General features: G+C 38.1%; 10 protein-coding genes and 3 pseudogenes. All 13 read left to right on the forward strand.

From position 1 onward, the window contains the following. Positions 1–6 precede the first annotated feature (6 nt). The 13 genes and pseudogenes from JR334_00085 (at position 7) to JR334_00145 (ending at position 14,012) form a co-directional block, all read left to right on the forward strand. Complete coding sequence (locus JR334_00085; protein QRN85686.1) at positions 7–927, forward strand: restriction endonuclease; 921 nt, start codon at positions 7–9, stop codon at positions 925–927. A 192-nt stretch (positions 928–1,119) separates the two neighbouring features. After that, a complete protein-coding gene (locus JR334_00090) occupies positions 1,120–2,076 on the forward strand; it encodes an AAA family ATPase (protein QRN85687.1) in 957 nt (318 codons plus the stop codon). Positions 2,077–2,145: 69 nt separating this feature from the next. Then, entirely contained in the window at positions 2,146–2,502 is a 357-nt protein-coding gene (locus JR334_00095; protein ID QRN85688.1) for a hypothetical protein, read from the forward strand. 172 nt (positions 2,503–2,674) lie between these two features. After that, positions 2,675–2,974, forward strand: coding sequence for a hypothetical protein (locus JR334_00100; protein ID QRN85689.1), 300 nt, complete (start codon positions 2,675–2,677; stop codon positions 2,972–2,974). Between the two features lie 30 nt (positions 2,975–3,004). Beyond that, positions 3,005–3,151, forward strand: coding sequence for a hypothetical protein (locus JR334_00105; GenBank protein QRN85690.1), 147 nt, complete (start codon positions 3,005–3,007; stop codon positions 3,149–3,151). Between the two features lie 136 nt (positions 3,152–3,287). Then, a complete protein-coding gene (locus JR334_00110; GenBank protein ID QRN85691.1) occupies positions 3,288–4,289 on the forward strand; it encodes a virulence RhuM family protein in 1,002 nt (333 codons plus the stop codon). 32 nt (positions 4,290–4,321) lie between these two features. Then, positions 4,322–6,163 (forward strand): recombinase family protein, encoded by a 1,842-nt coding sequence (locus JR334_00115; protein ID QRN85692.1) that lies wholly within the window; start codon positions 4,322–4,324, stop codon positions 6,161–6,163. Between the two features lie 207 nt (positions 6,164–6,370). Then, complete coding sequence (locus tag JR334_00120) at positions 6,371–6,916, forward strand: hypothetical protein (protein QRN85693.1); 546 nt, start codon at positions 6,371–6,373, stop codon at positions 6,914–6,916. Further along, a pseudogene (locus JR334_00125) lies at positions 6,889–7,861 on the forward strand (recombinase family protein). The gene JR334_00120 and the pseudogene JR334_00125 overlap by 28 nt, the downstream one beginning before the upstream one ends. Before the next feature lie 1,268 nt (positions 7,862–9,129). Next, positions 9,130–10,428 (forward strand): group II intron reverse transcriptase/maturase, encoded by a 1,299-nt coding sequence (gene ltrA, locus JR334_00130; GenBank protein ID QRN85694.1) that lies wholly within the window; start codon positions 9,130–9,132, stop codon positions 10,426–10,428. A gap of 196 nt (positions 10,429–10,624) precedes the next feature. Beyond that, positions 10,625–11,829, forward strand: a pseudogene (locus JR334_00135) (IS256 family transposase). Between the two features lie 3 nt (positions 11,830–11,832). Beyond that, positions 11,833–12,468, forward strand: a pseudogene (locus JR334_00140) (virulence RhuM family protein). Between the two features lie 524 nt (positions 12,469–12,992). Then, positions 12,993–14,012 carry a bifunctional (p)ppGpp synthetase/guanosine-3',5'-bis(diphosphate) 3'-pyrophosphohydrolase gene (locus tag JR334_00145; GenBank protein QRN85695.1) on the forward strand — a complete coding sequence of 340 codons (1,020 nt, stop codon included), beginning with the start codon at positions 12,993–12,995 and terminating at the stop codon, positions 14,010–14,012. The last annotated feature ends 29 nt before the right edge of the window (positions 14,013–14,041 follow it).

The following is a 14,041-nucleotide window of genomic DNA, read 5'->3' on the forward strand; positions in this document are numbered from 1 at the left end:
GATTCTATGGCAATACCAAAATATCATGAATTTATGAAACCCGTATTGGAACTATTGAAAGATAATCAAGTCCATAAGCGTGTGGACATGTATAAGGTTTTAGCAATGCAGTTTCAATTAACTGAAGCTGAACTTGAAGAGTGGCTGCCAAGTGGCAAGCAATTGGTTTATAAAAACAGAATAGGCTGGGCACTGACTTATCTGAAAAAAGCTAAAGTAATTGAATCACCTGCTAGAGCCAGTTTCAGAATTACTGAACTTGGACATAAGGTGCTTGAAGAAAATCCAGAGGTTGTGGATCAAAATTATCTCAAGAAGTTTGAAGGTTTTCAAGATTTCATAAACAGTACTTCGGAAAATACCCTTCTTGATAATGATATTTCAGATATCGGTAGTGATGAGTCGCCCCAAGATTTATTGGATAGAGCTTATAAGACCATATCAAACACGTTAGCTGATGATCTATTAATAGAAGTCATGAACCAGTCACCGGACTTCTTTGAAAAACTAGTGGTGGATTTGTTGGTTTCTATGGGCTATGGTGGCAGTAAGATTGAAAATAGTCAAGTTCTTGGAAAATCTGGCGATGAAGGTATTGACGGCGTCATTAAAGAAGATAAATTGGGTTTTGATAAGATTTATATTCAAGCGAAACGTTGGGATACTGAAAAAACAGTTGGAAGACCTGAACTTCAAAAGTTTGTTGGTGCATTAACCGGACAAGGCGCATCAAAAGGCGCTTTCATAACAACAGCAAGTTTTACCAAAGAAGCTAAAGAGTATGTAAGCAAGCAACACGCTTGCAAAATTGTCTTAATAGACGGCAAATCTTTAGCAGCCCTTATGGTTGAACACGATCTTGGTGTTTCAGTAGAAAATACCTATTTGATTAAAAAAATTGACACAGATTATTTTAACGGAGAATAAAACAAAATAATTTCGGCACCCCCCTATCTATTTTCGGCTTATAGATAGGGGGATTTTTTTGTATTTTTTTTCGTACACCCTCTATGATTTTTCGGCTTAATAGTGAGGGGCAAAAATTAAAATGCAAAAATGTATAGACCAGACCCCTCGAAAAATCGGCTTATAAGTAGAGGGGCAAAAAGGAGGTAAACAATGGAGCATGAAAATGAACTAAAACTCATCAACATGAACGATGTTGAGGTAACAGAAGTGAAATGGTTATGGAAGCCCTATATTCCCATTGGAAAAATCACCATTATTCAAGGTGATCCAGGGGAGGGCAAGACTACCATGATTTTGGCAATCGCATCAGCAATGACGACTGGTGCTATATTGCCTTTAAGTGAGGAGGCACTAGAACGACGCAATGTTATTTATCAGACAGCAGAAGATGGCTTAAGTGACACCATTAAACCAAGATTATTGGCAGCAGGTGCTGATTGCAACAAAGTAATCGTTATTGATGAAAGTCATAAGGAGCTGACTTTATCAGATAAGAGAATTGAAGAAGCCATTATAGAGACGAGTGCTCAGCTACTGATCATTGATCCATTGCAAGCTTATTTAGGTTCTGGTGTGGATATGCATAGGGCAAATGAAATCAGACCCATTTTCAAAAATCTTTCTAGTGTTGCAGAGAGGACAGGCTGTGCCATTGTCATTATTGGTCATATGAATAAGGCTGGTGGTACTAAAGGGCTTTATCGTGGACTGGGTTCTATTGATATTACAGCTGCCGCTAGGAGTGTTCTCTTAGTAGGGCGTGTAAGAGCTGACCCATCTATTCGTGTAATAGCTCAGATCAAATCAAGCTTAGCACCTGAAGGAATGAAAATTGCCTTTAAGCTGGATGAAGAAAATGGCTTTAAGTGGATAGGAGAATACGACATTGAGTTAGATGTATTACTTGGTGGTAGTTCAACGGAAAGTGTTCTAAAACGAGCAGAAAAGCTGATTAAAGAAGTTCTTGATGATGGTGCTAAAGCCAGTGATTATGTTGTTGAAAGAGCAAAAGAGAAGCAGATATCTCAAAGAACACTGAAGACCGCTAAAAAGAATCTTGAAGTGAAATCTATTAAAACAAAGGAAGGGTGGAAATGGCAGTTATAAAATTAAGGGTGCAAGGGAGCAATGCTTATAACCTTTGCACGTTTGCACCCTTGAAAGGCAGGTGAAGATATGTTAGGCAAATTATTTGGTGTAGAAGAAGTAAAAGCAGAATTGCAAGAAGCGAGGGAAGAGATCCAAGTACTTGAACATAAGCTTGAGCTCAAGGAAAAGGTCATTAAGCAACTTGAAGATGCTGTGAGGATATTGGAAGAGAATATTAAATCACTGCTTGATGAAAATGACCAATTAAAGGCACGTCCAGATCATTTTGGACGAACATCAAGAGCATCTGGTGAACATATGCGACTTCTTAAAATGTATCAGTATAATCAATTATCCTATCAGGAAATTGCAGATAAAATGACGGAATATACCGGTGAGAAGTGGTCCAAAAGCACGGTTCATTATTTGCTGACCAAGTCATAATGCCTTTATCTTCAATATCCTAGAATAAATCCGATAGTGTCTAGTTTGTTACTGGACGGAAGGAAAAGGTAGAGGATTTATTTACCCTGTTTTAACAGGGGCAAGCTTCCACTTTGTACAGCCAAAGTGTTTAATAGTGGGCATGCCCACACCCATTTGCAGGAGGAACATTATGAGACAACGAAATAAGCAAATCAATATACGCGTAACTGAAAAAGATAGAACAAAAATTATTAAGTTAGCAGCTAAGAGTAGATGTAAATCATTAACGGATTATATCCTAGATAAAGCTTTAAACAAAGAAATAATCCAGTATGATTTGCATGAAATAAATGCAAGACTATCAAAGCTTGGGGGTGAGTTAAATCATTTGGTGGTGTTATGTCATCAAGGAAAAATTAAATTGGTGAATCTGACAAAATACACCAAAGAACTAAAAGAGCTACATCAGGCTCTTAAGAATATAAAATAATATGAAAAGTAGATCAAGCAGGAGGGTCAGATGGAAAACTTAATGAAGTTTACAATACAGTTAGCCATGCTTTCCAGCCTGCTTGATGAAAAGATGATTTCAGAAAAAGAATTCATCAAGATCAAAGCTGAGTTGGAAAGAAAATACAAAATTAAACGAGGTTTAAGTGGCACTTAATTATATACTGTGATAAAATTAAAATGATAATTGGGAACATAGATTGATGAACTATCCGGGATTACCGGATAGTTCACTTAAAACATCAGACGGTGTCTGATGAATTGATTAATAAATTATGGAAATGGGGGATAATGTGGAAAACAAAACAGACATTCTTATTTACCAATTGGAAGACGGAAAAACCAAAATTGATGTGAGACTTGAAAATGAAACCGTATGGATGACACAAAAGGCGATTGCAGAACTTTATCAAACAACGCCTCAAAATATAACACTTCACATAAAAAATATTTATGAAGAAGGTGAATTAGAGGAAAATTCAACTTGTAAGAATTACTTACAAGTTCGAACTGAAGGAAATAGAACGGTTCAGAGAAATTCACGTCACTATAACCTTGAAATGATTATTGCCGTTGGCTACCGTGTACGTTCTAGCAGAGGTACACAGTTCAGACGATGGGCGACAGAACGATTAAATGAATACTTAGTCAAAGGCTTTACCATGGATGATGAGCGTCTTAAGGGTATGCGTAATATTGGTGATGATTATTTTGATGAACTTTTAGAGCGTATTCGTGATATTAGAGCTTCAGAAAAAAGGTTTTATAAGAAAATCACGGATATCTATGCTTTAGCTATAGATTATAATGGAAAATCAGAAGAAGCTAAAAAGTTCTTTGCAACGGTGCAAAATAAGCTTCATTTTGCTATTCATGGACATACAGCAGCAGAACTCATTGAACAAAGAGCTGATGCATCAAAAGACAATATGGGTCTTACCACTTGGAAGGGTGACAAAGTACGTAAAGGGGATATTACCGTTGCCAAGAATTATTTGATTGAAAAAGAAATTAAGTCACTCAATAGAATTGTAACCATGTATCTAGATTATGCAGAAGATCAGGCTGAAAGACGTAATCCAATGCATATGAAGGACTGGGAAGAAAAGCTCAATGCCTTTCTTAAATTTAACGAGCGTGACATACTTACTGGTGCAGGTTCTCTTTCTCATGAAGTTGCTAAGGAACTTGCTGAAAAAGAATATGAGGAGTTTAATCAAAAGCGTTTAAATGCACCAAAAAAAGATGACTTTGATATGTATTTAGAAGAACATGAATGGACACATAAGAAGTAACCCTGTTTTGATTCCGCAAAGGAAGTGATTTCATGAAAGAAGTAGAAGTTATAAAACCTAAAAAGAACAAATTTGACCGAGCATCAGGAAAAGAGCTTTCCAAAATAAGAGTTGCCCCATATTGCAGAGTTAGTACTGATTCAGCTGAACAGATGGCTAGTTATGATTCACAAGTGGCTTATTATGAGCAGAAGATCAAAGAAAATCCTAAGTGGGAATTGGCAAAGATATATTCTGATGCCGGTATTAGTGGCACCAATATTGATAAACGTCTTGGCTTTCAAGAGATGATTCGTGATGCCGTGGCTGGTGAGTTTGATCTAGTAATTACCAAGAGTATCTCAAGATTTGGTAGAAATACAAAAGACGTGCTGGAATACACCAGACTATTAAAAAAGCATAATGTTGCTGTATTATTTGAAAAAGAGAATATTAACACCTTCTCCATGCAAGGCGAAGTAGCCATGACCGTTTTAACGTCAATAGCCCAACAAGAAAGTGAAAGTATTTCAACTAATGTGAAGATGGGTCTTAAAATGAAAATGAAACGTGGTGAGCTGGTTGGTTTTCAAGGTTGTTTAGGATACGACTATGATAAGGAAACTAAAGAGCTTGTCATTAATGAAGAAGAAGCTGAAGTCGTTCGTTTTATCTTTGAATCTTATAATCAAGGCAAGGGTGCCCGCCTCATTGGAAAGGAATTAAAGGACAAAGGATATAAAACCAAAAGAGGGAGTACAAATTGGCCTGACAGCACCATCAGGGGCATATTAAAGAACGAAAAATACATGGGCGATTTACTCCTAGGTAAGACCTTTACCGTTGATCCAATTACCAAGCAGCGCCTTGATAATATGGGGGAAGAAGAGAAGTATTACATCAAAGATCATCATGAGCCAATCGTCAGTAAAGAAACATTTGAAAAAGCCCAAGCCATTAGAAATAAGCGTAATTGCAACATGGAAAAAGGACGTTTAAAACGTTATAGCAGACAATATACCTTCAGCAGTAAAATTGAGTGTGGCTTCTGCGAAACAACTGTTGGCAGAAGGGCATGGAACTCAGGCACTAAGAATAAAAAAGTGGTGTGGCACTGTATAAAATCCAGTAAACACGGTAAGAAGTTCTGTCCGGATAGCAAGGGGATTCATGAAGCAGTTATCGAAGAAGCATTTGTAAAAGTCTTTAATGAAATGTGCCAGCATAACAGAGAGATCATAGAAGAGTTTATTCAGGCCATTGAAAGTACATTAAGTGAAAGTACCAGCAAAAAAGAACTTTCAACGCTTAACAAAGAACTGAGTAAGGTTGAAGATAAAATCAAGAAACTGATTGATCTTCATATTGATGGTGCCATTGACCGTGAAAATTATGAAAACAAGTTTATTGAGCTAAATAAAGACAAAGAACGATTAATCAAGGAAACAAACGAACTGTCTTTGACAGCCAGTGAAGAAAAGGAAATGAAAATAAGGCTTAAAAGTTTTAGAAAATATTTTGATGCCAACAAGCCCCTTAAAAAATTTGATGCTGATGTCTTTGAATCTATAGTCGAGAAAATTATACTCGGTGGCATTGATGATAAAGGGCAAAAAGACCCGCATCAACTGACTTTCGTATTCAAAACTGGTCCCAAATCGACAATTACAATCGGCAAAGATAATGATTCAAATAAAGAAAATGGTTTCTTAAAGAAGGGTAAAGAACCATATTCCCACTTATCATCCGACACATGTGGAGACGGTAGTATTGATGTCAAGGGTGAAATAGCCTCGGTTTGGAAAGCCCAGTATTCAAGCCATTCATGTGTTTTTGCGTCAGAATTCAGAGCAGAAAATGTGATTATTTTACTTCGTGGGAACATGTCGAAATAGGATTAAACTCTTGCAAGTGGTCGATTTAGATAACATGGGCTTGCAGTGGTCAGTTTAGATGTTTTATGAAAATATGAGCTTAAGTAAAAGCGTTAAATTAGCGTATTTCCAGTGATACAGTCATTTGAAAATAGGCTAATCAACATATCGATAATATGGCATGATGATAGTTATCCTATTGTGAAATTATATGCCAAAGGAGAAAATATGAGTTGGCTTAACGAAGTTCAAACCAGAATTAAAAGAAGAAATCAGATTCTATTTGCTAAAAACAGTGAATTTCTAGCCGATTTGGCAGGATTGATTCAAGAACAAAATCATCGGACAATGGTTTTGTGGGCATTTGAATTTGCCGATGAAGCAGTTCAAAGGTTGTCTGAACGTTATCCGGACGAAAAACGACTTGAAACCGCTGTGTCGATATCAAAGGATTGGTCTGCCGGAAAAGTGAAAATGCCCATTGCACAGCGTGCAATTTTACAGGCTCACGCAGTAGCAAAGGAAATCGATTCTCTTGAAGATAGAGCTTTGTGTCATGCTATTGGACAAGCTTGCGGAGTAGTTCATACCAAGGGACATGCTCTTGGATTTCCGTTCTATGAATTAACTGCAATAATTAGACATTATGGTGTGCCAGAATGCAAAAAGATTGTTGAAGAGCGTAAGCAACAATATATTGATAGGGTATTTTATTGGAAAGAACATTATAAAGACTATCTATATGAATGGGCAGATTTTATGATAGAAGATTGAGATACAATTTTGAAGGAGTTCGTATCTTGGCGGATGATAACAGAATAGTTCACTTCATCCCACCATTGCCTCCAAAGCGGGAAAAGCGTGTAGGCATTTATTGCCGTGTGAGTACAAATAGTGCTGATCAGCTGAAGAGCCTCGCTGCACAGGTGTCGGCGCTAACAAGATTAACAGCAGCCATGGTTATTGGTGGATGTTTATATTGATATTGCATCAAGCAAGACAGGATCTTCTCGCAAAGAGTTCACTCAAATGCTACAGGATTGTAAGTCGCGTGATATTGAGATCATCTTAACCAAGAGCATCAGCAGATTTGGACGAGATACGGTAGAGATTCTTGATGCGTTGAATCAACTGAAGGTTCTCGGTGTTCGAATTATATATGAACAGGAGGTACTTGATACAGCAGATACAGATAATGACCTTATGTTTTCAATAATGGAGGCTATTGCTCAGGCAGAGAATGAATCCCGAAGCGACAATATTAAATGGGGTATTGAACAACGCGCCGCACAAGGCACTTCAAAGCTATATAACAGAAAATGTTATGGGTATAAAAATGATGCGGAGGGTAAGCTGGTAATTGACAAGAAAGAGGCGAAAAACGTAAGGCTAATTTTCAATATGTATCTTCAAGGGAAGAGTGTTTTAGGAATTGTATCTGATCTAGAGTAGTTGGGAATCAAATCCCCTTCCGGCAAAGATAAATGGAGCAAACGTACGGTTGATGTAACGCTCAGCAATGAAAAATACACAGGAAAGGTTCGTCTGTTGGATGATGGAAAACATGATGTACTTTATTTATCTGAGGACAATAATCCTGCCATTATATCCAAGGAAGTATTTCAAGCAGTACAGATTGAAAAACAGCATAGAAGTAATGTCATAAAGGCTGAAGATGGCAAGCATAGAAAAAGCAAAAAATACAGTTCGAAGAAGTGAATAATTAAGAAATTGAGAGAGCTCGCAATTGTAGGATTATATGAATTAACTTTTAATCAATTTATCTAATAAAGGAGGTATGGAATATGGGTTATCCATTGATGATTATTGGTGTAATTTCGGTAATGGGCATATTAATTGGCATTTTAAAGCACGACAGAAAGCTAATTAAAATCTTCTCGATAGTTTTATTGATTGCTATTGTACTTTGGACAATTGGTGTTATTTTATATACATTTTTCGCGTGATAGAAGTTTTCAATTTATTAGAAACTTTTTATCAATAATATCTTAAAAATAAAGATGTTCAATTAAACAATAGTAGCGTCACATTCTTCCCATAAAACGAATTTAAAGAAGACAAAGTGGCAATAAACTGAAATAGCCTAATCGAAAATCAATTATTGAGAAGTCAGAATTGATATCAAATCATTATAAATGAAGGGCTTATGCTATTTTTCAGCAAAATGACATATTGCCACAGAAAGTAGTATTGATGTCAAGGGTAAAAAAATAGAAAGCTTGAAAGTGTAGGAAATAAAGGGTTCTGTGTATTTTGCTGATTTGCAGAATGGCAGAACCCCTTGTTGAATTAGTGCTTTGTGGAAATATATCCACTGTGAAGAAGTCACATAGTTGAGTGGACAGGACTGCTTTTGGGTAGGTTGAGTAGATAGGATTGTTGTATAAATAGGCTAATTATCATGGCGGAAATATGGTGAAATACTAGTTAGTCTTTTGAATTAAAGATTAAGTACATATAATGGTGTAGTGCGGCCGGGCAAGGTTGCTTATTCTAGTAGGTGAGAGTCCTATTCAGGTAATGTCTAGCCAACAGCCTGGTAGTGAGATCTTGGAGATATATCGGTAACGATATGTTTTAAGCGTAGATCCGCAAGGTGACAGGCCGAAAGCGATAGTTGAAGTGATTGAGCTCCGAAATTATAGTAGTTGGGATAGGCAGATGCGCTTACACACGCAGAATGCAAAACTGGCAGACACGCTAAGGTGAGTCTCTGTCAGCGCCCCGGAGTCTTAGAACTTGGCATGTCATACGATTCGAATAAGTGGCAACCCGGGAGACCCTGATTCCTCCAGGAAACTGGTATATCCTACAAGTGATAATCAAGCAAGGAAGATAAATGGGAGTCAGGGAGTCGGATGATTGCATAGTACCAATGAAGCAGGGTAATTCCCGTGGAGGAAAGGCAATCACATCAGAAGGCTCTTGTAGAGGAAACAATAATCACACACAGAGGTGAATAAATATTGGAAACAAAACTTACAAGAATAGCCTGTATTGCAAAAGCAAAGCCCAAAGAACGCTTTACTAGTCTAGTACACCTGATTGATGAAGAACTGTTAAAACAGTGCCATCAGGAACTTAATGGTAAGAAGAGTGTTGGTGTCGATGAAGTTACCAAAGAGAAATATCAACAGAATTTGGAAGATAACATCAGAGTGTTGCATCAAAAACTACGTCAGATGAGCTACAAACCCCAGGAAGTAAAACGAGTTTATATTCCCAAAGCGGGAAGTCATAAGAAGCGAGCACTGGGTATACCAACCCATGAGGATAAAATTGTTCAGTTGGCGGTCAATAAGATTTTGACAGTTATCTATGAACAGGATTTCTTAGATTTCTCCTATGGGTTTCGTCCAGGCAAGAATTGTCATGACGCAATACGGGGACTCAATACCATCTTGGTTACTAAGAAGACCAACTGGGTAGTGGATGCAGATATTCGAGGATTCTTTGACAATGTTGACCATCAATGGATGAGGAAAGCTTTGGAAGTAAGAATTGCGGATAAACAACTCATTAGACTTATCATGCGCATGCTGAAAAGCGGCATCATGGAGCAGGGCGTAAGACAAAGTACTTTGGTTGGCACCCCGCAAGGCGGGGTTATTTCACCACTATTAGCGAATATTTATCTTCATTACATCTTGGATTTGTGGTTTGAGAAAAGTATCAAGAAGCATAATAGAGGTGAAACGGAGATGGTTCGGTACGCAGATGACTTTGTGTGTTGTTTTCAATATGAAAATGAAGCGAAGCAATTCTATCAGCAACTACAAGAAAGATTGAGAAAATTCGGTCTTGAGGTAGCGCATAATAAAACGAGCATCATCGAGTTTGGTAGATATGCCCATGCAAACAGACAAAAGAAAGGATTAGGTAAGCCTGCTACATTCAATTTTCTAGGGTTTACCCATTACTGTGGTAGAAGTCGTAACGGTAAGTTCCGAGTAAAACGTAAAACAGAGAAGAAAAAGTTCTGGGGAGCTATTGCAAGAATGAAGGATTGGCTTAAGCAGCATCGAAACTTGCCAATTCGTGATATCTTGCAAGGCGTCAGGATAAGACTCTTAGGACACTACCGTTATTATGGCATCACAGACAACAGTCCAATGCTTTCGAAATATCAGTATTGGGTTACATGGCTCATGTTTAAGTGGATTAATCGGCGAAGTCAACGCAACAGTTATACGTGGGAGAATTTTGAAATGTTTTTAAGAACAAATCCTTTGCCAGGACCGAAGGTATACATCAGTATCATTTAATAGCTTTTGCAAACAAGGTCAATCTTATGATGAGGAGCCGTGTGCGTAAATAGCGCAAGCACGGTTCTGGGAGGGGTGTAGGTTCAACTGAGTTATCAGGAGGCCTGCATCTACTCGACAATACAGAATGAGCCAAAAACTCATTCCTTGGTTACAATAAATGTACCACCAAATACTAAACCGAGGAGTATGAATCATGGCTCAGTTCAATATTACCTTAACCGAAGAACACTTGCACGGCCTTTTCGTCTCAGATGGAAAAGACAAAGCATTTTCCAATTTGCTTGAAGAAATTTTCAATCAGGTTCTGGTTGCCCAATCCAAAGAACAGGTCTGTGCAGCACCTTACGAGCGCACAGAAGACAGAACTGCTTACCGAAACGGCTTTAGAGATCTAGGGTTGGGACACTAACTTTGCATGGTCCCAGACACCGTAACGGTGACTTCAGCACTGAACTCTTTGAGCGTTACCAACGTAGTGAGCAGGCATTGCTTTTGGCCATGATGCAAATGGTCGTAAGCGGCGTCTCATCCAGAAAAGTGGAAGACATCACCTATGAGCTCTGTGGCAAGAAGTTCTCCAAGTCTATGGTCTCCAAACTTTGTGAGAGACTGGATCCTATCGTGAAGAACTTTCAAAATAGACCACTGGAAAAGCATTATCCTTTCTTAGTAGTGGATGCCATGTACCTCAAGGTGCGTGAAGGCGACAGAGTTCGCTCTAAAGGACTGCTAGTAGCCGTTGCTGTGAACCATGATGGGCACCGCGAAATAATAGGTTTCAGGGTGGCTGACACGGAATCGGAAACCAGTTGGGGTGACTTCTTCTCTTCACTGAAGGAACGCGGTTTAAGTGATGTTCACCTTGTTACTTCGGACAGCCACAAAGGGCTGGTAAATGCCATCAGGAAACATTTCCAGGGTGCTGTCTGGCAAAGATGCCAGACACATTTTTCCAGGAACATGCTGGACATAACACCAAAATCATTGCAGCCAGAACTGAAGGAAGAGTTAAGAGAACTCTATGATGCGGTCGATCAGGCTAGTGCCATTAATATCCGAAACCGGATTATGGACAAATATGAATCCAAAGCTTCCAGAGCAATGTCTCTTTTGGACGATGCTTTTGATGACATTACCGCCGTCCTCAGTGTTCCTTTCAAATACAGGAAGCGATTCAGAACCAGCAATAGCATAGAGCGCCTGAACCAAGAAATTCGTAGTCGCGAGCGGGTCATTCGGATTTTTCCGAATGAGGCCTCCGTCATACGTCTCTTAGGTGCTTTGCTCATGGAGCATGATGAAAAATGGCAGACCGGACGAAAGTACTTCGAGATGGATTTATACTACCAAACACTGGCCAACTCTGATGAGAAAATATCCGCTTCCGCCGTTGCCTAATTTATAATACCGAGCGAATTTACACACAAAACTGGACTTGACTGTAATATTGGTGATGATTACTTTGATGAACTATTAGAATGTATTCGTGATATTAGAGCCTCAGAAAAAAGGTTTTATAAGAAAATCACGGACATCTATGCTTTATCTATAGATTATGATGAAAAGTCAGAAGAAGCTAAAAAGTTCTTTGCAACAGTGTAAAACAAGCTTCATTTTACCATTCATGGTCATACAGCAGCAGAACTCATTGAACAAAGAGCCGATGCTTCAAAAGACAATATGGGTCTTACCACTTGGAAGGGTGATAAGGTATGCAAAGGGGATATTACTGTTGCTAAGAATTACTTGACGGAAAAAGAAATATAATCCCTCAACCGTATTGTAACCATGTATCTAGATTATGCAGAAGACCAAGCAGAAAGACATAACCCAATGTATATGAAGGATTGGGAAGAAAAGCTCAATGCCTTTCTCAAATTTAATGAGCGTGACATTCTTACTGGTACAGGTTCTATTTCTCATGAAGTGGCTTATTATGAGCAGAAAATCAAAGAAAACCCTAATTGGGAACTGACAAAAATATATTCCGATGCCAGTATTAGCGGAACTAATATTAATAAATGTCTTGGCTTTTAAGAGCTGATTCGTGATGCCATGGCTGGTGAGTTTGACATGGTCATTACCAAGAGTATTTTTAGGTTTTGTAGAAATACTAAGGATGTTTTGGAATATACCAGACTGTAAAAAAAGCACAATGTTGCGGTATTATTTGAAAAAGAGAATATCAATATCTTCTCCATGCAAGTCGAAGTTGCTATGATTATGACAAAGAAACCAAAGAATTGGCCATCAATGCAGAAGAAGCAATGTTGTTGATTTGGGAAGCAGTAGATGAATTGCCAGGATAGTATCCAAAACTAACACCGAGAATGCTTGACTATGCTATCTGGAATCATGAACGCTAGTTGTAATTTGGAATCACATCATTTAAAAATTGAACTACATATAACTCCTTGCGTACCAATTTCATCTGTATGATTAATTGGACGGAATTATATATGGAAACTGCCCCTATACTAACACAATGTATAATACTATAAGAATGTACCAGTTGTTTGAGCTATATGCAAGTGACTATTACAGTGGAAAGGGGTCAGCTAGTGGGAGAAACTCTAAATAGAAAATTCAGTCCAAGTGAGAAAAAAGCTATGCAATTTGCTGAATTGAAGCATGAAGGTCAAAAAAGGATTGGTGGAGCCGACTACATAAATCATCCAATCCAGGTTGCAGAGTATCTTTACGACCACGGATACCGTGGGAAGTATGTATTTACTGCTTTTTGTCATGACTTACTTGAAGATACGAATGCAACCGAAGAAGAGATTTTTGATCTATGCGGTAGATTTACTAGGGATGCAGTTAAGTTGCTTTCAAAACTAGAAAACCAGGAAACTGAACAATACCTAAGTGAGATTAAGAAAAATGAAGTAGCATATGTGGTAAAGGTTGCCGATCGTATACAAAACTTGCTAGATTCTGAATTTGCAGACCTAGAATTTCGAGAGAAGTACGTAAAGGAGACAGAAGAATACTATCTCGAATTTGCGAAGGATAGCCCGTTTTACCGGGACCTTGTTCGTGTACTGAAATGTATTAAAATTCAGAATATGAAAGAGAAGAATATGGTAATGATTCATTCTGTGGAATTATTTCATATGCACGAGGATTTCTATGTGCTATTGGGATATGTACTGGAAGAGGAGCCTATACTCTTATCATGTCTTATTCACGAAGATTCAGCAAAATGTATTGGTGATGCTGAACGAATACCACTTGAACTGTATGCAATCCCCAAATCAGATGTAAAATTGTATCGGGATGAAAGAGCATACTTTGAGGATTCTGATAATATCTTCCATCATGAGTCAATAGCAGCTGGTTTAAAAAGCATTGAAATTAATGATGAGGTACTACCAGCTCCAGAATCATTTCTCACAGGAGTTGTGGAAGGTGTTATAGATTCAGAAATGCTAGGGGATGCTTTTGATGAAAATACTTATTTGGTATATGTACACTTACTAGGGATGACCGTATTGGTTGAGGTAAGCAAGAACGACATTATTGAACCAGCTGTTGGGAATATTCTTTCAGGAATCTTTGATATGTATGCAAGGGTATAGGGGGTAATGTTCTAATAGATATTTTTTAT

The organism is Clostridia bacterium (assembly GCA_016887505.1).
Classification (GTDB): Bacteria; Bacillota; TC1; order TC1; family UBA5767; genus UBA5767.